Source organism: Pseudomonas sp. EpS/L25 (genome assembly GCF_001512295.1).
In the GTDB taxonomy this organism is placed as follows: Bacteria; Pseudomonadota; Gammaproteobacteria; order Pseudomonadales; family Pseudomonadaceae; genus Chryseomonas.
In genome coordinates this window covers 1,627,877-1,653,337 of record NZ_LNUP01000002.1, presented here as the reverse complement: position 1 = coordinate 1,653,337, position 25,461 = coordinate 1,627,877, and the positions used below count along the sequence as shown (strand labels likewise).

General features: G+C 62.8%; 22 protein-coding genes and 3 pseudogenes. 13 read left to right on the top strand and 12 right to left on the bottom strand.

Going from position 1 to position 25,461, the window contains the following annotated elements:
* Positions 1–129: 129 nt before the first annotated feature.
* Together AR540_RS08555 and AR540_RS08550 are read left to right on the top strand one after the other, a co-directional pair.
* A complete protein-coding gene (locus tag AR540_RS08555) occupies positions 130–1,443 on the top strand; it encodes a CitMHS family transporter (RefSeq protein ID WP_059227850.1) in 1,314 nt (437 codons plus the stop codon).
* A gap of 75 nt (positions 1,444–1,518) precedes the next feature.
* The gene (locus AR540_RS08550; RefSeq protein ID WP_059227848.1) at positions 1,519–2,772 is read left to right on the top strand and encodes an OprD family porin; all 1,254 of its coding nucleotides are present in this window, start codon (positions 1,519–1,521) and stop codon (positions 2,770–2,772) included.
* 43 nt (positions 2,773–2,815) lie between these two features.
* On the opposite strand, the gene AR540_RS08545 is transcribed toward AR540_RS08550, so the two are convergent.
* Positions 2,816–3,601, bottom strand: coding sequence for a substrate-binding domain-containing protein (locus tag AR540_RS08545; RefSeq protein ID WP_082706939.1), 786 nt, complete (start codon positions 3,599–3,601; stop codon positions 2,816–2,818).
* A gap of 151 nt (positions 3,602–3,752) precedes the next feature.
* On the opposite strand from AR540_RS08545, the gene AR540_RS08540 reads away from it, so the two are divergent.
* The 3 genes from AR540_RS08540 to AR540_RS08530 all read left to right on the top strand — a co-directional run bounded on the left by AR540_RS08540 (position 3,753) and on the right by AR540_RS08530 (position 7,064).
* Entirely contained in the window at positions 3,753–4,430 is a 678-nt protein-coding gene (locus tag AR540_RS08540) for a response regulator transcription factor (protein ID WP_059227846.1), read from the top strand.
* Positions 4,408–5,793, top strand: coding sequence for a sensor histidine kinase (locus tag AR540_RS08535; protein ID WP_059227844.1), 1,386 nt, complete (start codon positions 4,408–4,410; stop codon positions 5,791–5,793). The genes AR540_RS08540 and AR540_RS08535 overlap by 23 nt, the downstream gene beginning before the upstream one ends.
* A 101-nt stretch (positions 5,794–5,894) precedes the next feature.
* Positions 5,895–7,064 (top strand): D-alanyl-D-alanine carboxypeptidase family protein, encoded by a 1,170-nt coding sequence (locus AR540_RS08530; RefSeq protein WP_059227842.1) that lies wholly within the window; start codon positions 5,895–5,897, stop codon positions 7,062–7,064.
* A gap of 205 nt (positions 7,065–7,269) precedes the next feature.
* Here the strand turns inward: AR540_RS08530 and AR540_RS08525 are convergent, their stop codons facing one another.
* Positions 7,270–7,638 carry a malic enzyme-like NAD(P)-binding protein gene (locus AR540_RS08525; protein WP_160328336.1) on the bottom strand — a complete coding sequence of 123 codons (369 nt, stop codon included), beginning with the start codon at positions 7,636–7,638 and terminating at the stop codon, positions 7,270–7,272.
* 1,080 nt (positions 7,639–8,718) lie between these two features.
* Here AR540_RS08525 and AR540_RS08515 point away from each other — a divergent pair.
* From AR540_RS08515 to AR540_RS25290, 5 genes and pseudogenes are all read left to right on the top strand, one after another.
* Positions 8,719–9,681, top strand: a complete 963-nt coding sequence (locus AR540_RS08515; protein ID WP_059227837.1) for a helix-turn-helix transcriptional regulator — start codon at positions 8,719–8,721, stop codon at positions 9,679–9,681.
* A 556-nt stretch (positions 9,682–10,237) separates the two neighbouring features.
* Positions 10,238–10,459: a hypothetical protein gene (locus tag AR540_RS25295; protein WP_160328335.1), complete on the top strand. Its 222-nt coding sequence runs from the start codon at positions 10,238–10,240 to the stop codon at positions 10,457–10,459.
* A 219-nt stretch (positions 10,460–10,678) separates the two neighbouring features.
* A pseudogene (locus AR540_RS26435) lies at positions 10,679–11,449 on the top strand (PAS domain-containing protein); the annotation flags it as partial.
* 75 nt (positions 11,450–11,524) lie between these two features.
* On the top strand, positions 11,525–12,043 hold the full coding sequence (locus AR540_RS26430; RefSeq protein WP_442963774.1) for a methyl-accepting chemotaxis protein: 519 nt from the start codon (positions 11,525–11,527) through the stop codon (positions 12,041–12,043).
* Positions 12,044–12,211: 168 nt separating this feature from the next.
* Positions 12,212–12,439: a hypothetical protein gene (locus tag AR540_RS25290; RefSeq protein WP_153014190.1), complete on the top strand. Its 228-nt coding sequence runs from the start codon at positions 12,212–12,214 to the stop codon at positions 12,437–12,439.
* A gap of 677 nt (positions 12,440–13,116) precedes the next feature.
* On the opposite strand, the pseudogene AR540_RS25285 reads toward AR540_RS25290, so the two are convergent.
* Positions 13,117–13,260, bottom strand: a pseudogene (locus tag AR540_RS25285) (IS5/IS1182 family transposase); the annotation flags it as partial.
* Here AR540_RS25285 and AR540_RS26010 point away from each other — a divergent pair.
* Positions 13,254–13,358 (top strand): annotated as a pseudogene (locus AR540_RS26010) (IS110 family transposase); the annotation flags it as partial. The pseudogenes AR540_RS25285 and AR540_RS26010 overlap by 7 nt on opposite strands.
* Before the next feature lie 248 nt (positions 13,359–13,606).
* Here AR540_RS26010 and AR540_RS08495 read toward each other — a convergent pair.
* Both AR540_RS08495 and AR540_RS08490 read right to left on the bottom strand, forming a co-directional pair.
* Complete coding sequence (locus AR540_RS08495) at positions 13,607–14,011, bottom strand: hypothetical protein (RefSeq protein WP_059227829.1); 405 nt, start codon at positions 14,009–14,011, stop codon at positions 13,607–13,609.
* A gap of 34 nt (positions 14,012–14,045) precedes the next feature.
* Positions 14,046–15,059 carry a 1-aminocyclopropane-1-carboxylate deaminase gene (locus tag AR540_RS08490; protein WP_059227827.1) on the bottom strand — a complete coding sequence of 338 codons (1,014 nt, stop codon included), beginning with the start codon at positions 15,057–15,059 and terminating at the stop codon, positions 14,046–14,048.
* Between the two features lie 159 nt (positions 15,060–15,218).
* Here AR540_RS08490 and AR540_RS08485 point away from each other — a divergent pair, with 159 nt between their 5' ends.
* Entirely contained in the window at positions 15,219–15,689 is a 471-nt protein-coding gene (locus AR540_RS08485; RefSeq protein ID WP_059227825.1) for an Lrp/AsnC family transcriptional regulator, read from the top strand.
* 429 nt (positions 15,690–16,118) lie between these two features.
* Entirely contained in the window at positions 16,119–16,946 is an 828-nt protein-coding gene (locus AR540_RS25275) for a hypothetical protein (protein ID WP_153014189.1), read from the top strand.
* Between the two features lie 421 nt (positions 16,947–17,367).
* Here the strand turns inward: AR540_RS25275 and AR540_RS08480 are convergent, their stop codons facing one another.
* From AR540_RS08480 to AR540_RS08450, 7 genes are read right to left on the bottom strand one after another with little or no spacing between them, the layout of a single operon-like run.
* The gene (locus AR540_RS08480; protein WP_059227823.1) at positions 17,368–18,522 is read right to left on the bottom strand and encodes a M20 family metallopeptidase; all 1,155 of its coding nucleotides are present in this window, start codon (positions 18,520–18,522) and stop codon (positions 17,368–17,370) included.
* Positions 18,522–19,916 (bottom strand): M20 family metallopeptidase, encoded by a 1,395-nt coding sequence (locus tag AR540_RS08475; protein ID WP_059227821.1) that lies wholly within the window; start codon positions 19,914–19,916, stop codon positions 18,522–18,524. The genes AR540_RS08480 and AR540_RS08475 overlap by 1 nt, the downstream gene beginning before the upstream one ends.
* Positions 19,917–19,930: 14 nt before the next feature.
* Positions 19,931–20,893: an ABC transporter ATP-binding protein gene (locus AR540_RS08470; RefSeq protein WP_059227819.1), complete on the bottom strand. Its 963-nt coding sequence runs from the start codon at positions 20,891–20,893 to the stop codon at positions 19,931–19,933.
* Positions 20,890–21,885, bottom strand: coding sequence for an ABC transporter ATP-binding protein (locus AR540_RS08465; RefSeq protein WP_059227818.1), 996 nt, complete (start codon positions 21,883–21,885; stop codon positions 20,890–20,892). The genes AR540_RS08470 and AR540_RS08465 overlap by 4 nt, the downstream gene beginning before the upstream one ends.
* Positions 21,886–21,898: 13 nt before the next feature.
* Positions 21,899–22,801 carry an ABC transporter permease gene (locus AR540_RS08460; protein ID WP_059227816.1) on the bottom strand — a complete coding sequence of 301 codons (903 nt, stop codon included), beginning with the start codon at positions 22,799–22,801 and terminating at the stop codon, positions 21,899–21,901.
* Between the two features lie 8 nt (positions 22,802–22,809).
* Positions 22,810–23,727, bottom strand: a complete 918-nt coding sequence (locus tag AR540_RS08455) for an ABC transporter permease (RefSeq protein ID WP_059227813.1) — start codon at positions 23,725–23,727, stop codon at positions 22,810–22,812.
* A 49-nt stretch (positions 23,728–23,776) separates the two neighbouring features.
* The gene (locus AR540_RS08450) at positions 23,777–25,297 is read right to left on the bottom strand and encodes an ABC transporter substrate-binding protein (protein ID WP_059227810.1); all 1,521 of its coding nucleotides are present in this window, start codon (positions 25,295–25,297) and stop codon (positions 23,777–23,779) included.
* Between the last annotated feature and the right edge of the window lie 164 nt (positions 25,298–25,461).

Sequence of the window (25,461 nt, the reverse complement as noted above, 5' to 3'; positions counted from 1 at the left end):
CTATTCGCTAACGAGTTGCACCGCTGTAGCCCCACCTCCGCGCCGTCAGCTGGCCGGGGGGCGGGGTCGGCTGCGCCGCGTGCAGCCGCTCTTCCGATAAGAACACAACAAGAATCAAGGGATACGCTCATGCTCGCACTCCTCGGTTTGATCATGGTGGTGACCTTCACCTACCTGATCATGAGTAAACGTCTGTCGCCCATCGTGGCGCTCACCGTGGTGCCCATCGTCTTCGCCCTCATCGGTGGCTTCGCCCCGACCACGGGCAAGATGATGCTCGACGGCCTGAAGATGGTGGCCCCCTCGGCGGCGCTGCTGCTGTTCGCCATCCTCTTCTTCGGCCTGATGATCGACGCCGGGCTGTTCGATCCCCTGATCCGCAAGATCCTCAAGAGAGTCAACGGCGATCCGGTGAAGATCGCCATCGGCACCGCGCTGCTGTCGCTGCTGGTGGCCCTGGACGGCGACGGCACCACCACCTACATGATCACCTGCGCGGCCATGCTGCCGTTGTACAGGCGCATCGGCATGGACCCCATGGTGCTGGCGACCGTCTCCATGCTCTCGCTGAGCATCATGAGCGGCATGAGTCCCTGGGGCGGCCCGGCCACCCGCGCCATCGCGGCGCTGGGGCTGGATGCCACCGCCTACTTCATCCCCATGCTGCCCACGGTGATCGGCGGCGCGGCCTGGGTGGTGTTCACCGCCTTCCTGCTGGGCCGCCGTGAACGCGCGCGCATCGGCAATGTCGCCCTGGAAAGCGGCGGGGCTGCGGGCGGCAAGTGCTACATCGAGGAGATCCTCGGCGATTCGCCGACCAAGCGGCCGCGCCTGGCCTACGTCAACCTGGTGCTGGTGATCGCGGTGATGACCGCCCTGGTCATGGGCGTGATGCACGCGGCCATCCTGTTCATGATCGGCTTCGTGCTGGCGCTGATGATCAACTATCCGCAGCTGGAGCTGCAGAAGGAGCGCATCCTGGCGCATTCCGGCAATGCCATGACCGTGGTGCTGCTGGTGTTCGCCGCCGGCATCTTCGCCGGCATCTTCTCCGGCACCAAGATGGTCGATGCCCTGGCCCAGACCCTGGTCGACTGGATTCCGCCGGCCTGGGGCCACTGGTTCCCGCTGGTGGTGGCCATTACCAGCATGCCGCTGACCTTCGTGCTGTCCAACGATGCCTACTACTTCGGCGTGGTGCCCATCCTGGCCAACGCCGCCGCGGCCTACGGCATCGATCCGGTGGAGATCGCCCGCGCCTCGGTGCTGGGGCAGCCGGTGCACCTGATGAGCCCGCTGGTGGCGTCCACCCTGTTGCTGGTGGGCATGGTCGACCGCGACATCGGCGACTTCCAGAAGGCCACCGTCAAATGGGCGGTGCTGACTTCCCTGGTCATCACCGCGCTCGCGCTGCTCACCGGCGCCATCTCCTTCTTCGTCTGATCGCCCGGGGAGCCGGTCCGCGCCTGCGTGCCGGCTCCCCAGCGCCCTCGCTTCGCCAACAACAAGAGAACGCCAATGTCCCAACTTCTCAAGAGGGGCGCGGGTTGTGCCGCCCTGTGCGCCTGCGTGCCCTTCGCCGATGCCGCCGGCTTCCTCGAAGACAGCAAGCTCAAGCTGCAACTGCGCAACGTCTACTTCAACGAGAACTTCCGCGATGAACAGGGCCTGAGTGCCCGCGCTGCCGCCACGGCCAAGAGCGAGCGCACCGAATGGGCCCAGGGCTTGCTGCTGGATTACCGCTCGGGCTTCACCCAGGGCACCGTCGGTTTTGGCCTGGACGCCATCGGCCTGCTCGGGCTGCGCCTGGACTCCGGGCGTGGGCGCAGCGGCACCGGCCTCTTGCCGGTGCACAGCGATGGGCGCGCGGCGGCGGAGGCCAGTTCCTTCGGCGCCACCGCCAAGGCGCGGCTGGGCAAGACGGTGGTCAAGCACGGCACCTTGCTGCCCAAGACCCCGGTGCTGGTCTACAACGACGCCCGGCTGCTGCCCCAGACCTACCAGGGTACCCAGCTGACCAGCGACGACATCGCCGGCCTGACCCTGACCCTGGCCCACCTGGACAAATTCAAGCTGCGCGATTCCACCGACAGCAACGGCCTCTTCGCCGATGGCTACAACGGGGGACAGTCAGGCGATTTCAGCTATGCCGGGGCCGACTACCGGGTCGGCAAGACCCTGCGCCTGAGCTACTTCCATGGCGAGCTGGACAACTTCTACCGCCAGGACTTCGCCGGTATCCAGCACGACCTGCCGCTGGCGGGGGGTGTGCTGACCAGCGACCTGCGGTATTTCAAGAGTCGCGACAGCGGCGCGGCCTACGCGGGCAAGATCGATAACGCCATGCTCAGCGGCCAGCTGACCTACGCCCACAGCGGCCACACCCTTGGCGCGGGGCTGCAGAAGCTGAGTGGCGACGCCGGCCTGCCATACATCAGCGGCGCCACCGTCTATTCCTTCAGCAACGTCGGCATCGGCAAGTTCATCGAGGAAGACGAGAAGAGCTGGCTGCTCAGCTATGCCTACGACTTCAAGTCCGTTGGCTTGCCCGGGCTGACCTTCATGACGCGCTACATCAGCGGCGACAACGGCCGCTCCGGCAATGCAGGCCTGCACGAGTGGGAGCGCGACGTGGAGCTGGCCTACGTGGTGCCCAAGGGAGCGCTCAAGGGCTTTGGCGTCAAGCTGCGCAACTACGTCTATCGCGCGGACTTCGCTCGGGGCCGGGACAGCAATCGCCTGTACCTGACCTACGACCTGGCGCTCTGGTAGCCAGGGGGGAGGGGGAGTCGCCGCATGGGCGACTCCCCGGGGCTCACTGGGCGGGGATGGGCTTGAGACCACTGTCCTCGATGGCCTTGGCGGCGTCCTTCGAGGCCAGGTACTTGAGCAGGGCACGGGCGGCATCGGGGTGCGGGCTCTTGCTGACCACGGCGCCGGAGTAGAGGGTCATCTTCTGTGCCTGGTCGGGGATCAGGCCGACGATGTCGATGCCTTGCACGGGCTTGAGTTCGCTCAGCTGCTGGAAGCCCAGCTGGGCTTCGCCACGGGCCACCACCTCGCCCACCGGTACGGCGGGGATCATGCGCGCCTTGGCCTTGAAGGCCTCGCCCAGCTGCAGGCGCGGAAAGAGGATGTGTGACAGGTAGACGCCGCTGGCGCTGTCGGAATAGGCCACCGACTGGGCGTTTTCGAGGGTCTTCTTGAAGGCGTCCATGGTCGAGATGTCCGGCTTGGGCGCACCCTTGCGCACCGCCAGGGCGATGAACGACTGGCCGAGGTCGACGCGGCTGTCCTTCACCGCCTGGCCATCGGCGATCAGCTTGTCCAGCGCCGAACCCACCATCAGCACCACGTCGGCCGGCTCGTTGCGCGCCAGGCGATTGGGGATGGCCTGGGGCGTATCGCCCATGGACGGCGCGGCAGCGATCTCCAGTTTCACCCCGGTGGCCTTCTCGTAGGCTGGAGCCACCTCGCGGATGGCGCCCATGATGCCGCCCGAGCTCAGGATGGTGAGGGTGGTGGGCTGCGCGGCGAGCAGCGGGGTGGTGGAGGCCAGCAGCAGGGCGCCCAGGGCGAGGGAGGGTAGACGTCGGAACATGGCAAGGACTCTCGATGGAAAAGACCGACGATAGACCTCGCGCGCCTGTTTGGCGCGTGAGTCCGGATGAAAAAAAATTTAGTTTACCGGCCCTGGGGTTTTCCCTAGGGTGTGCGGTCCGCTGAACCGGGGACGACATCGAGAGGCAACCATGACCCAGGCTTTGGTCATCGAGGACGATGAGGTGACCGCCCAGTCCATCGCCAGCGCCTTGCGCGCGCAGGACTACCAGGTGCGCTGGGAAAGCACCGGACGCGACGGCCTGGCCGCCGCCATCGCCGGCGGCCACGACATCATCACCCTCGACCGCATGTTGCCGGACTTCGACGGCCTGACCATCGTCAGTACCCTGCGCGGCCTCGGCATCGCCACGCCGGTGCTGATGGTCAGCGCCCTGTCCGACGTCGACGAGCGGGTCCGCGGCCTGAGGTGCGGCGGCGACGACTACCTGACCAAGCCGTTTTCCCTGGTGGAAATGGTGGCGCGCCTGGAGGCCCTGCTGCGGCGGCCGGCGGTCCAGTCCGCCAGCCACCAGCTCAAGGTGGGCGAGCTGACCCTGGATCTGATCGACAACACCCTGACCCGCGGCGGGGAAGCCATCGCCCTGCTGCCCACCGAGTTCAAGATCCTCACCTACCTGATGCGCAACGCCGGGCAACTGGTGACCCGCACCATGCTCTTCGAGCAGGTCTGGGGTTATCACTTCGACCCCGGCACCAACATCATCGATGTCCACATGGGCCGCCTGAGACGCAAGATCGAACCGGCCGGACGGCCGCTGGTGCACACGGTACGGGGAGCGGGTTATGTCCTCGTCGTCCCGGACTAAAGCCCCGGCCAGGCGCTGGCGCTCCGGCAGCAGCCGCCTGCTGGCCCTCTCCGCGCTGTTCTTCGCCGCCTGGGGCGCGGTGTTCACCGGGGTGCTCTATTGGCAGATCTCCGGCTACCTGGGCGCGGTGGCGGAACGTACCCTGCTGCAGCGGGCGCACTACTATCGCAAGGTGGCCGACGCCGACCTGCTGGCGGAACTGCAGGCCAGCGAGAGCTATTCCATTCCGGGCATCGACGCCTACGGCCTGTTCGAGGCCGACGGCCGCTACCTCGCCGGCAATCTGGTGAAGCTCTTGCGCAGCCTGCCCGACGATGGCCGGGTGCACTATCTGCAGCGCGGTCTGAAGACCGCCGACGCCCTGGACGAAACCCGCAGCAGCCATGCCTTCCTGCAACGCCGCCCGGACGGTCGCATCCTGGTGCTGGCCCGCGACGGCGGCTCCATTTCGGCGGTGGGCGGCATCATCGGGCAGGCGTTGTTCTGGGGCCTGTCGCTGACCCTGATCCCGGGCCTGATCGGCTGGCACCTGCTGCGTCGGCGACCCTTGCGGCGGGTGGAGCGGCTGCAGAGCAGCCTGGAACTCATCGTCGCCGGCCACCTGGAAGAGCGGCTGCCGTTGTCACCGCGCCACGACGAACTGGACATGCTGGCCGATGCGGTCAACACCACCCTGGCCCAGTTGGAGCGCTCGATGCACGAGGTGAAGGGCGTGTGCGACGGCATCGCCCATGACCTGCGCACCCCGTTGACGCGGCTGCGCGCGCGACTGCATCAGCTCCAGCAGTTGCCCTTGGCCGAGCCCCAGGCCGAGAGGCTGGGCGAGGCGCTGGCCGAGACCGAGGCCATCATGTCGCGCTTCCAGGGGCTGCTGCGCATCTCCGAGCTGGAGGACACCCGGCGGCGCATCGCCTTCGCCCCGCTGGAGCTGGCCGCGCTGTTGCGCCAGGCCCATGAGTTCTATGAGCCGATGGCCCAGGAAAAGGCCCAGACCCTGACCCTGGAACTGGCCGCTGACCTGCCGGCGGTGCAGGGCGACGCGGAGTTGCTGTTCGAGGCGCTGGTCAACCTGCTGGACAACGCGGTCAAGTTCGCCCCGGTGGGTGGCCGGGTGCGGCTGGTCGCCTACGCCGCCGGGGCCGGACTGCGCATCGAGGTCATCGACGACGGCCCCGGCATCCCCGAAGCCGAGCGCGAGAGCGTGCTGCGCAGGCTCTATCGCGGCGATGCCAGTCGCCAGCAGCCCGGCTACGGCCTGGGGCTGTCGCTGGTCGCCGCCATCGTGCGCTTGCATGGCTTTAGCCTGAGCATCGAAGCCGCCGAGCCGACCGGCGCGCGGGTAGTGATCGCCAGCGCTGGCTGAGGCGCCGGCTCCCTAAATTTTTCTTCATTTTCCTTCATTTGCGCCTGGGGCAGGGCTTTCCTAGGGTGGCGGGCCTTACCGTTGAACTGGATGCGCCGCTCGTGAAACACCCCTTCCTCCGCCTGGGCCTTGCCGCCCTCTGCCTCGCCTGGCTCGGCCAGGCGGACGCCGTGCCCACCGCCGATGCCCTGATTCCCTCGCCACCCCAGCTCTCGGCCAAGGCCTGGGTGCTGCTGGATGCCACCACCGGCCAGGTGATCGCCGAGGAGGATTCCCACGAGCACCTGCCGCCGGCCAGCCTGACCAAGCTGATGACCGTCTATGTGGCGACCCGCGACATCCAGGCCGGGCGGCTCAAGGTGGACGACCAGGTCACCGTCAGCGAGCACGCCTGGCGCACCGAGGGTTCGCGGATGTTCCTCGATCCGCGCAGCCAGGTCTCGATCCACGACCTCCTGCAGGGCATCGTCATCGATTCGGGCAACGATGCCAGCGTGGCCCTGGCCGAGCACATCGCCGGCAGCGAGGAGAGCTTCGCCAGCCTGATGAACGCCACCGCCCAGCGCCTCGGCCTGCACGACAGCCATTTCATGAATCCCACCGGGCTGCCCGATCCCGAGCACTTTTCCTCGCCCTACGACATGGCGTTGCTGGCTCGCGCCATCATCCAGGACGAGTCGGCCTACTACGAGCTCTATGCCAAGAAGTACTTCACCTGGAACGGCATCCGCCAGCCCAACCGCAACCTGCTGCTCTGGCGTGACCACACCGTGGATGGTCTCAAGACCGGCCACACCGAGGCGGCGGGCTATTGCATGGTGACCTCGGCGCAGCGCGATGGGCGCCGGCTGATCACTGCGGTGTTCGGTTCCACCTCGCTGAACAACAGGGCCGCCGATACGCAGAAACTGCTCACCTACGGCTTCCGCTTCTTCGACAACCAGACCTTCGACAAGGCCGGTGTCGCCCTGGGTACCCCGACGGTGTGGGAAGGCGCACGCGCGACCCTGCCGGTGGGGGTGAGCCAGGACGTGGTGCTGACCCGCCCCAAGGGCCAGCACCAACCAGAGCAGCGCCTGGTGCTGGACGAACCCCTGGTGGCGCCCATCGCCCAGGGGGACGTGGTCGGGCGCCTGGAGCTGGTGGATGGCGAGCGTATCCTGCAGACCCGCCCGCTGGTGGCCCTGGCGGCGGTGGAGCAGGGCGGCTGGTGGTCGCGCTGGCCGCAGCACCTCTATCGCCTGGTGCTGCACTGGTTGGGGCGGATCTAGTAAAGGCATTCAGCTGAGCGAGCCAGTCAGCGAGATGAAACGCCTCGCTGACATTCATTAGCGGCCTGTCTCTAGGTGCCTGCCTTTCGGTGAATAGGCCACCTACGGTACTGACGCGATAAGTACGGCAGGACGCTGCTACATCACCGCCTGAACCATGTCCTGGGCGGGCTTGGCTTTGTGAGCGAAGACCTGCTGCATGGATTCAGATTGTCTCTCTCTCGTTCTGAACAAGTCCATTGACGTCCAAGAGCGAGACGCGAGCCCGTGCCTCCTGACGATCTACCCGCTCTTGAATCATGGCCTCCACCAGCCTGTTGGCGACGCCTACCCCGGCTGAGCCCACACCCGCAAAGAAATGGCGCTGATCGATCAGCCGCTCTCCTTTGATTTGCAACGCGGTCAAGAGGCCGGCGAGCACGGCGCTGGCCGTGCCCTGAATATCGTCGTTATAGACCAGACACTGGTCTTGGTAGCGATCGAGGAAGTGAGTTGCATCTCGCCGCTTCCAGTCAGACGATACGCAGATGACGCCTACCTCGCGCTCGGGCCAATTACGCAGGCTGTTGGCCAAACGTCCCTCCATGTGCTTCGTGGTACAGGGTGCCATAAGTGAGACAGGTATCGGCAATGGTGGGATCTTAGGCAATGGGATGAAACGCTCCGGGTCGGACATCAGTGTCGCGTAGAGGAGCCTTTGGTTCGTGTTCGCAGAGCGACTGCAGATAAACGAGGCGCTCTGGATCATTGGGTTTGGCATCGAGGTGGCCATACAGGCTCCAGTTGTCGTTCTAGTGAGTCGACGCAGCTCGGTAGCAGGCCTTCCAGATGATGGGTTGGCGCTCCTTTTCGGAGAAGGCGGTACCTCTGTTCAATGCGGTCTGACTAGGCATCAATAATGCCGCTTTGACCTTGTTCGTTACGCAATCTTCTCAGGAAGTCAGATCGTGAACAGGTGTTTAGCGCCTTGATCGCAGGCGTGAGTCTTCACGGCAAGAGCGTTAGTGCAGTGGCAGCATACCGGCTTCAAGCGGAGGAACGGTTTCATCGGTTTGGTTAGGCGTTGTACAAAATTTTCACATCAAAACGCTTAGAATTTTTGCTTATGATTGGCCTGATGGGTAGGCAATAAAACCTAGGGTTCGATGTTGAAGAACGCTCGTATTTCTGCGGTGTAAATGGCACGCTGAACAGGGCAGGCCAAAGTGCTTATTTCCTTGGGGCAAGAGAAGTACTGATCGCTCAATCGATTTGAGACCGTTATCAGAAGCACCTCTTCGGTTAGGCGCGGCACAACCAGGCACATCAGGGGGCGTAACTCCTTAATCAGAGCGTCAACGATGTGATGGTAGTCTGTCTTTCGGGTATTCATTCGTACTGATCTCCGGCAAACAGGTGGAGAAGAAAACGCAATAACGTTTGGGTAGCGCTTTCAAGTGGCCAGCCAGCACCCTCAGACAGAGGTGCTGGCAGAGATTCCTAGGTCAGCGTAAAAGAAAACGAATGATTTCGTTTTGCTGAATAAGGGCTTCGCTTTATGAATTTTGAATAGTGACTGCGACAGGTCCGGCCGTTGAGCGGGACACCTCAGGGTTCTTGCCAGAGGCAAGAGGAACTGACTCTGTTTCATATCCGATGTGAGGATGCTTTAGAAATGGATTCGAGGATTTCTACGGTAACGATTAAAAACGAAGAGGAACTCCAGGCGCACTACACTAGATGCGGACTCGCTCCGGACATCATCTTGCCAAAGGCAAGGTCGATCGAGTATCGGAAGACCATCTATCTTATCAATGACCTGTTCTTGTGCTCGACCCAGAGTCCAAGTGGTTGGGGTTTTCGGAAACAGCAGGAGACCAATGTTTACTTTCTGTCTTTCACCACCGAAGGAATGTCGGAATGGCGGATGCAGGACGCCGATGCGGTGCGATGCGCAAGGCAGCTATGCGTAGTTGATAGCAGTCGCTTGATTACCGGCCACTTTCAACCGGATACGATGACCGAGACCATAATGGTTCCGGGGGACCTTTTGCATGGCGAAATGGGCGTGTTACAGGGTTTTCCTTGCCAACAACGCCTGGATTTTTCACCGATGATCATCGTGGGTTCCGATGCGTGGTATGGAATCGCAAGCGTGGCCCAAGCCTTGCGGGCCAATATCGGTCAATCCGAATTCACTTCTCCGATCGCCATAGCCCATTTGCGCCAGGCTCTGCTTAGCATCGTTCTCGAACGAGTTCCTCATAATTATACCGAAAGGTTACGTAAAAAAAGATTGGAAGTGCTTCCCGGGGCGATGCGCCGCGCGTTGGATTTTATGGTGTCGGAAGCCGATACGCCCATTGGGCTGACTGAAATCGCTTTGGCTGCCGGTACCAGTGGCCGGAACCTTCAGCTTTTGTTCAAGGCCTACCGTGGCATGACTCCACTTGCGGTACTTCGAGATATCCGACTCCAACGCTGCCATGATGCCCTGCTTGGATCCGACGAATCGGATTCAGTCACAGAGATAGCCTTGCGCTGGGGATTTACCAATCGCTATTTATTCATGCGTTACTACGGGAATAGATTTGGTGAATCGCCACAGGAAACCCTTCTTAGACGACGCAAGTATTGAACAGGCAGGGTACTCTCAGCTTAAAAGGATGGTAGTGATGCCTTGATAAAGGCGTTGTTCTTCCTTTCTTTTTTGGTAAGGGATTTTATTGTCCTGACGTGGGTTATCAAAAGAGGTGCAGGCAGTTCATGATGGCTCAGGCCGGAAAGCGGGTAAAAAATGATAGGCTGCTAATTATCTTCAAAAAAAACGAAACCTTTGGAAAAAAAGCGCAACGCTCGTTATCAAGGGACCACTTGTCGGATGACAGGCCAGGCGTCAGGTGCTAATTTTTCTTGACGCTTGGTAGCTACCTTGCAGCTCTTCGTGTTTAAGAGGTCTGGCAGCTTGAAAGGCTTGCGATGAGGAGAGCTGGAAATCTAGACGGGTGGCTAAGTTCATTCCTGCCATTTGATCAGTGGTCCGTGATGCTTGGTCCTCGCCGAGGTTTCGCCGTTATATTTTATCGTTGTCGTTATCAGGCCGTGAATAATATTGTCCCGATGTCAAAGAATGGGTTCTATGACAGATAGTCTGTTCTTCAGCGGCTACGTGCGAACATGGCAGTAAAAAGAAGATGATGAATAATGATGAAGAGTCGGTGAGGAACGCCCTGCTTGATCTGCATAGGGGGTTGCTGAATCAGCAAGATAAACTGCAGCAAATAAATTGTACCGATGAAAGCTTTTGTGAGCTTATTCTTGCAATCCAGCTCTTGCTTGATAAGAGTGCAGAACTCGTGGCGGAAACCGCAACGGTATATCTTCCCCTGTCTTGCTATAAAGGCCATCGCTACTAGGTAGTCCCTGGGCCAGTAGTAGGCTGATTCAGCCTCTGGCGCCTTAGCGCGCAGGGAGCGCTTGTCTCAGCTAAAGTTCTCAATCAGTCGGCAGGCGAGTCATTTCCACGGGCAAGGCATTCGTGCTAGGGGCCTGCCATGGCCTGAGATTGGCGCGTGACGATTTCAATACGGTTCAAACTTTAACTGCCACAGCGTGCCTGATTACGTTACGAGAGGATGGCCATGTTCAATGCGCATTATAAGAAAACGATCGCTCGGCTCGAAGCCGAGGCGAGCGCTAACCGAAGTCTGATCCAAACTCTCGAGCGCTCAATGGCAGTCATTGAATTTGATATCGCTGGCACGATACTCCGCGTCAATGAGAATTTTCTCAAGCTGACGGGTTACCGTGCCGAGACCCTGGTTGGCGAGCACGAGCGGTGTCTATGCCCAGGCGTAGTGGCTCAAGATCGCGACTATGGGGAATTCTGGGCGCGCTTGGGACGCGGTGAGTTCGTGTCCGGCACTTTTCAGCGACTCGATGCCCAGGGCCGAAGCCTTTGGCTGGAGGCGAGCTATAATCCGGTTTGCAATACTGGCGGCGAGATCGTCAAGGTGGTGGCATACGCACTTGATATTACCCGACAAGTCGAGCGCGACCGCGAAGCCCAAAGCAAACTCCAGGCGTTGGATCATGCTCTTGCACGTATCGAATTCGATTTGGAAGGGCACATTCTGACCGCGAACAATAACTTTCTGAAAACAATGAAATATAGCCTTGGCGAGATCCAAGGCCAGCACCATCGACTTTTCTGCGAACCTGGCTGGATCGACAGCGATGAATACGATCATTTCTGGCAGCGACTCAACTCGGGCGAATTCTTCCAGGGCCAGTTCAAGCGTGTTGGAAAAAATGGCCAGGTGGTTTGGCTGGAAGCGAGCTACAACCCTGTCAACGATGTGACTGGTCGTCCGTACAAAGTAGTCAAGTATGCCAGTGATGTCAGTGAGCAAGTTGAAAAGCACGATAGCGATGGGCGTAGTGCTTCACGGGCGTACCACATTTCTGCGGAAACTGAAAAGGTGGCCGAGCACGGCACTCAGATCATTCAAGCGGCCGCGACTGAAATGCGCGACATTGCGGAGAGTGTCAGCGTTTCCGCCCAGGAAATCGCTCGGCTCGGACAACGCTCAGAGCAGATCACCATCATCGTTAAGACCATCCGCGGAATCGCCGATCAGACTAATTTGCTGGCGCTCAACGCGGCCATCGAGGCAGCCAGAGCTGGTGAACAAGGCCGCGGTTTTGCCGTTGTCGCCGACGAAGTTCGCCAGTTGGCGGCTCGTACCAGCTCGGCCACGGCAGAAATTGCCGAGATGATTGGCAAGATCCTCAACGAAACCCGGCTCGCTATCATCAGCATGGAGAATACCCGGGGCCGTGCGCTAAAAGGCGTGGAGCTGGCGGATCAGGCCGGTGCGGTGATCGTGCAGATTCGCGACGGGGCCAGCGATGCTTTACGAGCCGTGAGCAGGTTCGCCAGTAAAATGGATGAGTCGGAAGCCGTTCAACCGTTAGCCGCGAGCTGGCGCAAGCCATGATCTCGGAGCCTGGATATAGTCGAACTGTATGTTTGCCTGCTCCGAGTCGTCGCCACTTTCAATCAAGGAGAGTTGCCTAGAGGAATACCTTTCTATGGGTTAAGTTTGCCGCCTGAAATCTCAAATCCCGCGTAAGCTTGATTGGAAAGAAAGGACATATACCAACAAATGGAAGAAGCTATTGATATTCTGATAACCGCATTTCCCGCCTATTCTTGCCTTGCCGTACCACGCCGTTCCTTTAATTCGCTGAGCTTTATCTTGGTGAATGGGGCAAATGGAGCATACATCAGTCGCTCTATTCCGCTTGGCGAGCTCAACTGCAAAGTCGCCCTGGCTCGCATCATCAAAGATTTATATTCGGATCTCTCACGCCACTGGATGGTATATGGCTGACTTCCCTGCCCAAGAGGCCAATAGACGACAGGGCACTGTGCCAGCCGGAGCCCAGGGCTCCTAGGGCAAAAGCCGTATCCCGTTGTGAAGCGACTGGCGTCATGAAATACGGACTAACTTATACGTCCGATGGATGGGCCTATGGAAGGACTTTCAAGAGTTCCATTTTTTCCTGCCAAGGTGCCAATTTCGCCGTCGAATCTTGATGGATGTCATGGGATGTCAAGTTATGAAGGGGTTACGGAGATTCGAGGTCGCCTACCGAAAGCGTCTTGACAGCGCGGATTTTGAGGCTGAGTAATGGATGCAGCGGAAGCGGTCAGGCGAATCAAGGTTGCTAATGTGCAACCCCGGTCAACACCGTGCCTCCATGGCCTATGCAGGGAAAAACGCGGCTTTCTTGATTGCGAGCGAAGCTCCGCTGCCGGTCTTTGAAACAGGGCAATTGGTTTCGATGGAAACAGATTGTTATTCACTGGCTTTCTAGTGTGGTGTTTCAGACGTTGCCTACACCATTTTGGCGGCGCTTTTTCGGCCGCAGCGGCGGACCGTCTGGGCGGTGTTGCCACTCCTCGCCGTAGCCCTGCCAGGACTCGTCGCGGCGCCTGGTCCAGTCGGAACCCCGAACCGCCCAAGAATCACTCGTCAATTCTTGCCCGAACTTCTGAAACACCACACTAGGCTCTGTACGAAAAATACTGGCGCAGACAGCGCAGCGTGCAAGCGAGCGTGACCATCGCCGCGAAACTTTTTGCCAGCTTGTCGTAGCGAGTGCCGATCCTGCGACTCTCCTTCAGCCAGCCGAACATCGCGTGGAAAACCCGCCAAGGTAGCCCTGATCGCCTGCCTACGCGTCTTGCTGATTCGGCTCAATGCCATGCTCAGGGACGGTACTCCTTGGCGATCTGAGCCCGCTTGAGAAGACAGTTGCTCCTACAGGAGGTGATGCTTTTGTAGGAGCGGCCCATGGCCGCGATAGGACAGTCGCGTCAGCCGTAGCGTGGAAAACGGCGCAGCCTTTTCCACCGGGAACGTCGTTGCAAGGAGCGCCCTCACCCCAACCCTCTCCCGAGGGAGAGGGGGCTATCCGAGCAGGACTTCATCTCCATTGGTCCCGACAGGCTCGCATGCGGTCCTTACCTCCATTCGTAGCAGCGGTCACAACCGCTACAGCGGCAGCACGGCCAGCAGGCGCTCGCGTCTCAGCGCTTGCAGACGAGCGATCAGCTCGCTCGGCGGCGTGCCCGCGCCCGCGGCGAAATGCAGCAGCCGCTGACCGGCGACCGAGCCGAGCCATTCCAGCTCGTGGGTGCCATCCGGCTCGACCACCAGCAGCAGGCAGTCACTACCCAGCCGGCCCAGCAGGCTCGCGGCCCGGCTGTGCGGCCCGCGCGTGGTCCAGTCCTCGTGCAGGGCGGCGACGTCCTCCAGCGGCAGCACCGGGAGTTCGCTGCAGCTGGGCAGGCCGGCGCGCAGGTCAGCCGTGACGGCAGCGTCGAGGCCGCCGTGCAGGATGACCAGCGCCACGGCCGGTCGGAGGTCGTCTATCGCTGCCCAGGGTTGAATCGACATGCTGGACCTCCTCGTGACCGGACGTGACCCGGGCTCAGGCGAAGGCGTTGTGGTAGGCGTTGAGCGCTGGTGCACCGCCGAGGTGGACGTAGAGCACGCGGCTGCCCTTGGCGATCTCGCCGCTGCGGGCCATGGCGATCAGGCCGGCCATGGATTTTCCCTCGTAGACCGGATCGGTGAGCATGCCTTCCATCTGCGCCGTGTAGCGGATGGCCTCGACGGTGGGGCCGTCCGGCAAGCCGTAGTCCGGACCGCAGAAGCGCGGCTCGATGATGACATCCTCGTCACGAATTTCCCGCTTCAGGCCGATCATCTCGGCGGTGTTGCGGGCGATCTTGGTGACGGCGGCGCGGGTCATCTCGGCATTGGCGGCGGTGTCCATGCCGATCAGCCGGCGCTCGCGGTCCTGGGCGCGGAAGCCCACCACCATGCCGCCCTGGGTGGAGCCGGTGCAGGTGGCGGTGACCACGGTGTCGAAGAAGATGCCCTGGTCGCGTTCCTGGGCCGCCAGCTCATCGGCGAAATGAGCATAGCCCAGGCCACCCAGCGGATGGTCCGAAGCCCCGGCCGGAATGGCGTAGGGCTTGCCGCCCTCGCGGCGCACCTCGTCCAGGGCCCGCTCCCAGGTGGCCTTCACCGCGGTGGAATAGCCTTCACCTTCGAGCAACGTCTGGGCGCCCATCAGGCGGGACAGCAGGATGTTGCCGACCTTGTCGTACACCGGGTCTTCCCACTTGGTCCATTCCTCCTGGACCAGCCGGCACTTGAGGCCCAGTACCGCAGCGACCGCCGCGACCTGGCGCGTGTGGTTGGACTGGATGTTACCGATGGAGACCAGGGTGTCGCAGCCCTGCGCCAGGGCATCGGCGGCCAGCCACTCCAGCTTGCGCACCTTGTTGCCACCATAGGCGAGACCGGACGAGACATCATCGCGCTTGGCCCAGAGTTCGATGCCGAGATCCTTCGACATACGCTCGAGCCTGTGCAGGGGGGACGGGAAATAACCGAGCTTGACGCGGGGAAAGCGCTTTTCGAGATCCAGGGACATGGCGGCGACTCCAGTGATGAAAGAACGCCGTCCATGCTAGGCAAAGTCATGGAAAAGGTGCTTTCGAATAGGCGGTACGAAACCTGCTTTGCTTTTCAGAATAATGACCTGGTCACCAGGACATTCAGAAAATACCCGCCACTTGAGGAGAATCTTTCGATGAGCGAAACCCCGGAGCTCACCCCCGTCGAACGCAAGATCCTGAGGGCGCTGCAGCAGGATGGACGCCTGAGCAATGCCGAGCTGGCGCGCCAGGTGTCCCTGAGCCCGAGCGCCTGCTGGAACCACACCCGCAAGCTGTTCGACAGCGGCGTCATCACTGGCGTCAGGGCCCAGGTGGACCCCAAGGCCGTGCAGCGGGAGACCGCGGTACTGGTGGGTGTGGTGCTGGACAGATCCACTCCGGAATCCTTCCAGGCCTTCGAGGCGGCGGCCCGGGCCCTGCCCCCGGTGCTCGAGTGCTACCTGGTGGCCGGTGACGTCGACTACTTCATCAAGCTCAGGGTCAAGGACATCGCGGCCTTCAATCGCCTGCACAGCGAGCGGCTGATCGCCCTGCCCGGGGTCCGCCAGGTGCGCACCTTTTTCGTGCTGAACGAGATCAAGACAGATGGGTTGTTGCCCATCTAGTACGGGGCGGCAGGGCACCGTAGGAGGGATTTTGCTCCAAGGGCTCGCGAGTCAAATGCTCTTTTCTTAATGGACTGATTCCTTATTCAATCCATGTGCTATGCGGACTGAATTTTTTGCCTATTGAAGGCCAGATGCTTAGGAAAAAAGAACTAAATCCTTATATAAGGGAGCCAACCCAAACCTCCAGCTTACTCGCGCAATGTTATCTAAAAACGGCAAGAGCGGTCGTTACTGCTTTCGACACTTGACATGAAAAAATGTCAGAGCAATCTATTGCTTGAGTCGGCCGTTTGGGGCCGTGCAACGGAGGGCATTGAGATGAAAACGTGTAAGTGGGCTTTCATAGCAGCAGGAGCACTGGCCGGTTGCGGCTCATTACCGACAGTTGAGTATAAGAAGCTAGATGGGTGGGATCCAGAAGGACGGATGCGCTACGCCTTGCCCAAGTCAATCATCGTAATTGATTATCCGAAAGACAAAAACGGGGAGCGCATAAGCTCAGGTGAGTCGGGAATAGAGCTGACCGCCGTTCCTGCAGAATCGAAGACGTTTCTCGCAGTCGCAGCCGATGATCCCTGGGGGCTCAAAACCACACTGCAATGGACTAAAATTTCCAATACTGAGCTTCTTGCAAGCGTAGGGACTGAGGTGGTGGATAATCGAAAAATTGTCATCTCAGCAATTGGGGCCGCCGCGGTGGATGGGCTAAGCATTGTGAAAAGCCCCTTCTGGGGTGCCACTCTTGAGGGCAACGTGCTTGGAGCCATCTCGGCTGATCCGGTAGCTACACCGCCACAGGAACCCTATCCAGTAGCCTTCGATCCGTATGATTTTCCTAGGGTAAAGATCAACCAGGAGTTTGTGCTCAAATCTGGAAAATCCTCCATAACTCTAGTTGTCAATTTTCTTGAAGACGCCCCGCCAGGGGCAGCGCTCTTCAGAGACAAAGAATCGCAAGGAGAGCTCAACCAGATGCGCCACGTATTGCTCACTTCTGCCTGCCGGACCATCAATGTAGAAATTCGAAGCGGGAAGTTTAGAGGGAAATCGTTCACTACAAAAGTTGCAGACCCTAATTACGTTCAAACCATTCCGCTACCGAAGAAGGGCACCATAAGTTTTCACTCAGTATGCGGTGCCAACCTAGCGGCAACCGCTACCACGGACACGACAGGCATTGAATTGGTTGCTGCCACTGTTGCGCAATCGAAGTCGCTGCTTGAGGCTTGGAGCAAAACGAAAATTAATAAATAAAGTCAGCGCAAGCCGGCCTTCAGTTACATATCATCCTAACTTCACTCTTCAACCTGCTTAATATTTTTTGATAGTTAATAATCTACTGGCGTTGATTACGCTGTAGGGGATTAACCCTTTCGGATGGACCTCTATGACATCGTTGGTCACAAGCGGCCTTGAGTTGGTTCAGTGTGTAGTAGCGACTGTGTCCGACCATACACGCCTCGGTAATTCTGTAGACATTGAGCGCCAGATGAACAGCGGAGCTAGAGGGTGACGTCTTCAATTTAAATAGGATCTCGTACCGGTCGTCCACCGTATCAAACTCCTGCATCGTTGCGCGAGGCTTCGCGTCAGCGTTGAAGAAGCGGTCATCGCTCGCGTCCTATGCTCCAGCTGCGGCGCCACCGAGGCGTCTCCTTGGCATTGATCTCAAAGATCAGGCCCTTGCAGCCAGCGCCAGGATGGTCGCCACTAGCGCCTGGGTGCGCGGGACCAGGGTGTCGAGCACCAGGAATTCGGCATCTGTATGCACCTTGCCGCCCACCGGGCCCAGGCCGCAGAGGGTGAGTACGCCAAGGCTGGCGGTGAAACCGGAATCGGCGCAGCCGCCGGTGAATTCGCCGTCCACGGTGAAACCCAGCGCCTGCGCCTCGCGCTGGTAGAGCGCCAGCAGGTCGCGGCTGAGGTGCTCTTCCATCGGCAGGAACAGGCTGGTGGGCACGACGCTGGCGTGGGTCCCCGGTAGATCTTGCTCGGCGACGATGGCCGTGATGCGCGCCTGCAACTCGGGCCAGTCGGCCAGGGCCACGAAGCGCACGTCCAGCCGCGCGGTGGCGCTGGGGGCGACGGTGTTGCTGGAGGTGCCCCCCTCGATGAGACCGACGTTGGTGGTGATGCCGCGCTCGTAGTCGGTCAGGGCATGCAGCTTGACGATCTTGAGCGCCAGGGCCTGGATGGCGCTGGCACCTTCGGCGTGGTTGACCCCGGCGTGGGCGGCGCGACCGCTGACGGTGATGGTCAGACTGGCGCCGCCCTTGCGCGCCTTGACCACATTGCCGCTGATCCGACCCGGTTCGCAATTGAGCACCGCCCGTGCCTGGCGTGCCGCTGCTTCCAAGTGCGGGCGCGCGGTGCCGGAACCGATTTCCTCGTCGCCGGTGTAGAGCACCCGTACCGGAAAGGGCAATTGCCCGGCGCGCTTCAGGGCACGCAGCGCGAAGCAGCTCGCCACCAGGCCACCCTTCATGTCGGCGACGCCGGGTCCGAAGGCCATCTTCTCGTCGCGGGTGAAGCCGCGAGCGGCCACGGTACCCGGGGGGAAGACGGTATCGCGGTGGCCGAGCAGCAGCACGCCGGTGCCCTCTGCCGGGCCGACCTGGGCGGCGAGCACGTCGCCGAAGTCGGCCACCGGCGTCCGGGCGACCTCGATGTCGTCCTCGGCCAGGGACGCGGCCAGCACCGCGCCGACGGCATCCACGCCGACCTTGTCATAGCTGTTGGAGTCGGTATCGACCAGGCGTTGCAGGAGGCTGAGCATCGGCTCGTGCTGGGTGGCGAGCCAGTCCAGGGCGGCGGTCTTGGCGGAGGTCATCAGTTGCGGCTCCAACGATCGCCCAGGTCCCAGAACAGCCCGGCCATGAGCTGCAGTCCCTGACGGGCGACCGGGGCCAGCAGGTGCTCGTTGGGCGCGTGCTGGGAGCAGGCGGGATAGGAATGGGGTACCCACAGGGTGGGCAGGCCAAGGATGTCGGCAAAGATGTCGTTGGGCAAGCCGCCGCCGAAATTGGGCAGCAGCGCGGGCTTCGCACCCAGGGTGCGGGTCAGGGAGGTCATGGCCCAGTCCACCCAGGGATTCTCCGGGTCCAGCCGCGAGGCGTGGAGGATCTCGTCCTTGGCGCGGGTGACGCGCACCGCGGCGAAGCCCTGCTCGGCGAGATGCGCCTCGATCAGCGGGATGAAGGTGCGGCAATCGCAACCGGCGACGAAGCGGATCTGGCAATGGGCGCGGGCGCTGGGAGGAATGGCATTGACCGGCGCCTCGGGATTGCCGGTGGTGAAGGCCAGCAACTCGAAGGTATTCCAGCCATAGACGCGCTCGGCCGGCGTCAGCCCCGGTTCGCCCCAGCCCGGATCGATTTGCGGATCACCCGGCGCGCCGCCGACCTCGATGTCGGCCAGGGCGCGGCGTACCGGCGCGGGCAGTTCGGCGGGCTTGAGCCCCGGCACGCGGATCTGTCCGCGGGCGTCCACCAGGCTGGCCAGGGCATGGGCGAGGATGATGCCCGGGTTGGCCAGCAGGCCGCCCCAGTTGCCGGAATGATGGCCGCCCTCGCGCAGGTCCAGGTGCAGGTCGAAATTGAAGGTGCCACGTGCACCGAGGAACAGCGTCGGGCGCTGCGCCGATACGCGGGGGCCATCGGAGGCGATGAAGAGGTCGGCGGCCAGCGCCTGGCGCTGCTCCTGGCAGAAGGCGCGCAGCCCCACCGAGCCGATCTCCTCCCCCATCTCCAGCAGCAGCTTGACGTTGTAGCCGAGGCGCCCGCCGCGGGCGGCGATGACCTGTTCCAGTGCCGCCAGGTTGATCAGATGCTGGCCCTTGTTGTCGGCGGTCCCACGGCCGTACCAGCGCTCGCCCTCCTCCACCAGGGTCCAGGGCGCCAGGCCCGTGCGCCAGCGTCCGCCGTCGCCGCGCACCACGTCGCCATGACCGTAGCTGAGCAGGGTCGGCAAGGCCGGGTCTTCGATGCGCTCGGCGATCAGCAGCGGCCCCTTGCCGGGCACCGGGTTGTCCAGCCGCCGGCTGGTGAAGCCGAGACTGGCCGCATAGGGGGCGATGAACTCATCCAGGTAGCGCTGCAGCTCCGCCTGGCGCTCGGGCGCCTGACTTTCGGTGGGATGGGCCACGGCCGTGGCGAGTCGGGCACGGAAGGCGCCGCTGTCGAAGTGCGCGGCGGCGAGCTCGAGGGCATGGGTACGGCTGGTCATGGCGGACTCCGAGGTCAGGCGGGTTCGGGCAGGTGGCAGCGCTTGCTGCCGCCGGGGATGGTTTCGCGCTCCGGATAGCGTTCGGCGCAGGGGCCGAAGCAGCGCGGGCAGCGGGGATGGAAGGCGCAGCCGCTGGGCGGCGAGATGGGATTGGGAAAGCTGCCGCCGAGGCCCAGGGCGGGAAGCCCCAGCGCCGGATCGGGGGTGAGCACCGCATCCAATAGCGCCCGGGTATAGGGATGCGCCGGCTGGGCGAACAGCGCCGCCCGCTCGCGTTCCTCGACGATCTTGCCCAGGTACATCACCGCCACCCGGTCGGCCAGGTGCTCCACCACCGCCAGGTTGTGGCTGATGAGCAGATAGGTCAGGCCGAATTCACGCTTGAGCTCCAGCAGCAGGTTGAGGATCTGCGCCTGCACCGAGACGTCCAGCGCCGAAGTGGGTTCGTCGCAGATCAGCACGTCCGGGCGCATCACCAGGGCACGGGCGATGGCCACCCGCTGGCGCTGGCCGCCACTGAGCTGGCCGGGATAGCTGTCGGCGGCGCGGCGCGGCAAGCCCACCACATCGAGCATCTCGGCGACCCGCCGTTGCTGCTCGGCGGGCGTGCCCAGGCCATGCACCTGGAGCGGCAGGCCGACGATCTGGCGCACCGTCTTGCGCGGATTGAGCGACGAGTAAGGGTCCTGGAAGATCGGTTGGATATGCCGGGCCATGCGCTTGCGATCCACCCCGCGCAGGTGCTCGCCACCGACCAGGATGTCACCGCTGGTGGGCGCCAGCAGCCCCAGCAGCAGCTTGGCCAGGGTGCTCTTGCCGCAGCCCGACTCGCCCACCAAGCCGAGGGTTTCGCCGCGATAGAGGCGCAGGGAGATGCCGTCCACCGCCTTGAGGGTGGCCGGCGGCCGGAACAGGCCGCGGCCCAGGGTGAACTCCCGGCGGATGTCGCACAGCTCCAGGGCGATCTCGCGGCTCATCGCACACCTCCGACCAGCCGCAGGGGTTCGCTACGTACGGCGAAATGGCAGCGCACCAGGTGCGCCTCCTCCTCCACCAGCGGCACGCTGTCGGCACAGGCGGCCACCGCCTGGGGGCAGCGATTGCGGAAGGCGCAGCCGTGCTGCTCGCCGACCAGGCTCGGTACCAGGCCGGGAATGGCGCCCAGCGGCTGCCCGGGCCGGGTCCGACCGGGTACCGGGATGCTCGCCAGCAGGCCGCGGGTGTAGGGATGCCGGGGCTCGGCGAAAAGCTCGGCGGCGGGTGCCTGCTCGACGATCTGGCCGGCGTACATCACCGCCACCCGGTCGGCGATGCGCGCCACCAGGCCCAGGTCGTGGGTGATGAAGACAATGGCCGTGCCGAATTCGCGCTGCAGGTCGCGCAGCAGGTGCAGGATCTGCGCCTGGATGGTGACGTCCAGCGCGGTGGTGGGTTCGTCGGCGATGATGAGGTCCGGCTCGCAGAGCAGCGCCATGGCGATGACCACCCGCTGACGCAGGCCGCCGCTGAGCTGGTGGGGGTACTGCCGCAGGCGCTCGGTGGCGTTGCTGATGCCGACCTTTTCCAGCATGGCCTCGGCCCGCGCCCAGGCGGTCTTGCGGTCCAGCTTGCGGTGGCGGCGCAGCACCTCGGCGAGCTGGTCGCCGATGCTGTAGGCCGGATTGAGGGCGGTCATGGGCTCCTGGAAGATCATCGCCAGGCGATTGCCACGCAGGTCGCGCATCCCCTTCTCGCCCACGGCCAGCAGATCGTGCTCGCCCAGGCTGAGCCGCGCCGCCTGGCGCCGGGCCCGGTGTGGCAGCAGGTCCATCAGCGCCAGGGAAGTGAGCGACTTGCCGCAACCGGATTCGCCCACCAGGCAGAGCATCTCGCCCCGCTCCACCTGCAGGTCCAGGCCGCGCACGGCGTGCAGGGTGTCGTCCCCCAGGGGGATGTCGATGCGCAGGTCTCTTACGTCGAGCAGTGCCATGTCAGACCTCCAGTCAGTTGCGGCCGTCGGGCGCGGCCAGGTCGCGGATGCCGTCGCCGACCAGGTTGATGGCCAGCACCAGCAGCATCAGGGCAACGCCGGGAATGGCGATCACCCAGGGCGAAAAGAACATGTAGGGCTTGCCTTCGGCGATCATCAGCCCCCAGGACGGCAGCGGCGGCTGCACCCCTACGCCGAGGAAGGACAGGGTCGCTTCCAGCAGGATGGCGTGGGCCATCTCCAGGGTGATCACCACGATCAGCGCCCCCAGCACGTTGGGCAGGATCTCGCCGACGACGACTCGCCAGGTGGAGCAGCCCAGGGCCTGGGCCGCGGCGACGTATTCGGCATCGCGGATCTGCTGCACCGCGGCGCGCACCACCACGGCGAAACGATCCCACAGCAGGCAACCGAGCAGGATCACCACCACCTGTAGCGAACCGCCCACCAGGGAGGCGGCGGCCAGGGCCACCATCACTACCGGCAGCGCCAGGCGGGTGGTCACCAGGTAGCTCACCAGGGCATCGACCTTGCCGCCGTAGTAGCCGGCCAGTACCCCGAGCAGGGTGCCGATGGCGCCGGAGATGAGCGCCGCGGCCAGGCCGATGAACAGCGAGATACGGGCGCCATAGAGCAAGCGGGACAGGTAGTCGCGGCCGAGCTTGTCGGTACCCAGTGGATGGGCCCAGGTACCCTTGTCCATCCACACTGGCGGCTTCATCCGCTGCATCACGTCCTGGGCGTAGGGATCGTGGGGCGCCAGCAGCGGCGCGGCCAGGGCGGCCAGTACGATGAGCGCGAGCAGCACGGTGCCCAGGGCGAAGCCGCGGTGGCCGAACCAGCGGCGCAGCTGGCGTGCGAAGGTCGGGCGCGGCGGCAGGTAGTCGTCGAGCACGAAGGGATTGGCAACGGTCATGGAGCCTCCTAGCGCACGCGAATGCGCGGATCGAGCAAGGCGTTGAGCAGATCGGCCAGCAGCGTCAGCACGATGTAGATCAACGCGATCAAGAGGACGATGGCCTGGACCACCGGGAAGTCGTTGCGGGCGATGGCATCCCAGGCCAGCTGGCCGATGCCCTGCAGGGAGAACACCGCCTCGATCACCACCGAGCCACCCAGCATGAAGCCGAACTCCACCGCGGCCAGGGCCACCACCGGGATCAGCGCATTGCGCAGGGCATGCTTGAACAGCACCCGCGCCGGGCTCAGGCCCTTGGCCCGGGCGGTGCGGATGTAGTCGGCGCCGAGCACGTCGAGCATGCCGGCGCGGGTCAGGCGCATCAGCGAAGGGGTGGCGTAGTAGCCCAGGGCGACCGCCGGCAGGATGAAGTGCTGCCAGGTGGTGTTGCCGGATACCGGTAGCCACTTCAGGGTCACCGAAAAGATGACGATCAGCACCAGGGCGAACCAGAAGCTGGGCATGGCCTGGCCGAAGGTCGCCAGGGTCAGCGCCAGCCGGTCGATCCAGGTGTCGCGCTTGACCGCGGCCAGCACCCCCAGGGGGATGGCGATGAGCAGGGCCACCGCCAGGGCGATGGCGCCCAGGGTCAGGGTGATGGGCAGCCGGGTGGCGATGAGGTCGCGCACCGATTCCTGGAAGAAGAACGACTGCCCGAGGTCCAGGCGCAGCAACTGCCCGACCCACTCGACGTATTGCGTCGCCAGGGGCTTGTCGAGTCCATGTTGATGGCGCACCACCTCGATCTGTTCGGCGGTGGCTTCCGGTCCGGCGATGGCGGTGGCCAGGTCGCCGGACAGGTGCAGCAGGAAGAAGCTGATCAGGGAAACGGTGAAGGCCACGGCCAGGGCGATACCCAGGCGGCGCAGAAGATAGGCGGACATGTTCGGCTCCTCGACTTAAGACGCCCCTAGCGAGGGGCGCCGGGACGGGTCAGTTCCAGTGCGCCAGGGCGAAGCGGGGCAGCTCGTCCGGATAGGGCTGAAAGGCCAGGTCCGAGGTGAAGGCGTAGTTGATGGAGTAGTTGAACACCGGCGCCCAGTAGGCCTGCTCGACGATCCGCTGCAGCGCCTTGCGGTAGTTCTCCTTGCGCACCTCCGGGTCCATGGCGGTATCGGCCACCTTGAGCCAGTCGATCACCTGCGGGTCCTTCGCCACGTCGTCGGCATTGCCCTTGAAGTAGACACCGGTGGCCGCCGAGGCATCGGCGATGGAGAAGGAACCCCAGGCGAGGAAGGCCATGGGCACCTTGCCGGCGCGCTGCTGGTCACGCAGGGCGGCATATTTCAGGTAGCGCAGCTTGGCGTCGATGCCCACTGCACGCAGGTCGCCGATGATGGCCTCGACCACGTCGCGATCGCGGTAGGCGAAGATCTCGGTGCTGAAGCCGTCGGGATAGCCGGCGGCCTTGAGCAGCGCCTTGGCCTTGGCCGGGTCGTAGGCATAGCCCGGCACCGCCTTGGCATCGCAACCGAACTGGCCGGGATAGCAGGCCACCTGCAATGGCTGGCTGCCGCCACCCATGAGCTGGCTGGCGATGGCCTGGCGGTTGATAGCGTAGTTGACCGCCTGGCGCACCTGCACCTTGGCGAAGGGCGAGTCCGGCGAGGAAGCGCCCTGGGCGTCCATGCTGAGGAAGCCGATGCGCATGCTGGCGCCGCTTTCCACGGTCAGATTGGGTGCGGCCTTGAGCTGTTCGGCCTGGTCCGGCGCCACGCGCCAGATCCAGTCGACGCCGCCGGTCATGAGTTCGGCCAGGCGCGTCTCGGCATCGGGGATGACGCGGAATTCGATGTGGCCGATGCGCGGCTGTCCCTGGGGGCTGTCCTTGAAGTAGTTGGGATTGCGCTCCAGCTTGACCCCCTGCCCGCTGGTGACCGAGACGATGCGATAGGGACCGGTACCCACCGGCTTCTGTGCGAAGCCCGCCAGGCCCACCTGCTGGAAGTACTTGGCGGGATAGATGGGCAAGGGATTGGCGAGGTATTCCAGGGCCGCGGGAAAGGGCTGCTTGAGGTGCAGGCGCACCCTGTAGTCATCCAGTTTCTCGGCGCTCTTGATCCAGTTGACGTTCTGCTGGGTGACCACCTTGCCCTCGGGCGAGGCGACGTAGTTGAAGGTGAAGACCACGTCGTCGGCGGTGAAGGGATCGCCGTTGTGGAAGGTCACGCCCTTGCGCAGATCGAAGTCAAGGGTCAGGGGATCGACCTGCTGCCAGTGGGTGGCCAGCATCGGCCGGTACTCGCCGGTCTGGGGGTCGCGGTAGATCAGGGTGTCCCAGGCCAAGTGGGCGAGGATGACGCCTTCACGGGCATCGTTGTGATAGGGGCTGACGTTCTCGGGTTCGGTGTCGGAGGCGTAGACCAGGGTGTCGTTGGCCTTGCCGGCGAAGGCCTGGCCCTGGGCCAGGAAGAGGGAAAACGCGATGCCACAAGCGAAACCTTTGAGTCCCATGCCGTCTGTCTCCGGGGCGGTGGTCGGTCAAAGGCAGGTCCGCGAAGCGCGGGAAAAGGATGACTATTGCTACCTGTTATTGGTCTCTTGACCCGACTCTAGGTCTTGCCATCCCATGCCACAAGCAGAATATTTAGATGCAAGCCATGCCTTTTCGGCAAAGG

Bases quoted from the DNA above. Each gene is read 5' to 3' on its own strand.
- AR540_RS08480 (WP_059227823.1), bottom strand. From the start codon at position 18,522: ATGACCTCCGCCAAGACCGCCGCCCTGGACTGGCTCGCCACCCAGCAC.
- AR540_RS08470 (WP_059227819.1), bottom strand. From the start codon at position 20,893: ATGAGCCGCGAGATCGCCCTGGAGCTGTGCGACATCCGCCGGGAGTTC.
- AR540_RS08460 (WP_059227816.1), bottom strand. From the start codon at position 22,801: ATGACCGTTGCCAATCCCTTCGTGCTCGACGACTACCTGCCGCCGCGC.
- AR540_RS08455 (WP_059227813.1), bottom strand. From the start codon at position 23,727: ATGTCCGCCTATCTTCTGCGCCGCCTGGGTATCGCCCTGGCCGTGGCC.
- AR540_RS08450 (WP_059227810.1), bottom strand. From the start codon at position 25,297: ATGGGACTCAAAGGTTTCGCTTGTGGCATCGCGTTTTCCCTCTTCCTG.
- AR540_RS08535 (WP_059227844.1), top strand. From the start codon at position 4,408: ATGTCCTCGTCGTCCCGGACTAAAGCCCCGGCCAGGCGCTGGCGCTCC.
- AR540_RS08555 (WP_059227850.1), top strand. From the start codon at position 130: ATGCTCGCACTCCTCGGTTTGATCATGGTGGTGACCTTCACCTACCTG.
- AR540_RS25275 (WP_153014189.1), top strand. From the start codon at position 16,119: ATGCGCTACGCCTTGCCCAAGTCAATCATCGTAATTGATTATCCGAAA.
- AR540_RS08495 (WP_059227829.1), bottom strand. From the start codon at position 14,011: ATGTCGATTCAACCCTGGGCAGCGATAGACGACCTCCGACCGGCCGTG.
- AR540_RS08465 (WP_059227818.1), bottom strand. From the start codon at position 21,885: ATGGCACTGCTCGACGTAAGAGACCTGCGCATCGACATCCCCCTGGGG.
- AR540_RS08540 (WP_059227846.1), top strand. From the start codon at position 3,753: ATGACCCAGGCTTTGGTCATCGAGGACGATGAGGTGACCGCCCAGTCC.
- AR540_RS08515 (WP_059227837.1), top strand. From the start codon at position 8,719: ATGGATTCGAGGATTTCTACGGTAACGATTAAAAACGAAGAGGAACTC.
- AR540_RS08485 (WP_059227825.1), top strand. From the start codon at position 15,219: ATGAGCGAAACCCCGGAGCTCACCCCCGTCGAACGCAAGATCCTGAGG.
- AR540_RS25290 (WP_153014190.1), top strand. From the start codon at position 12,212: ATGGAAGAAGCTATTGATATTCTGATAACCGCATTTCCCGCCTATTCT.
- AR540_RS25295 (WP_160328335.1), top strand. From the start codon at position 10,238: ATGATGAATAATGATGAAGAGTCGGTGAGGAACGCCCTGCTTGATCTG.
- AR540_RS08550 (WP_059227848.1), top strand. From the start codon at position 1,519: ATGTCCCAACTTCTCAAGAGGGGCGCGGGTTGTGCCGCCCTGTGCGCC.
- AR540_RS08490 (WP_059227827.1), bottom strand. From the start codon at position 15,059: ATGTCCCTGGATCTCGAAAAGCGCTTTCCCCGCGTCAAGCTCGGTTAT.
- AR540_RS08475 (WP_059227821.1), bottom strand. From the start codon at position 19,916: ATGACCAGCCGTACCCATGCCCTCGAGCTCGCCGCCGCGCACTTCGAC.
- AR540_RS08545 (WP_082706939.1), bottom strand. From the start codon at position 3,601: ATGTTCCGACGTCTACCCTCCCTCGCCCTGGGCGCCCTGCTGCTGGCC.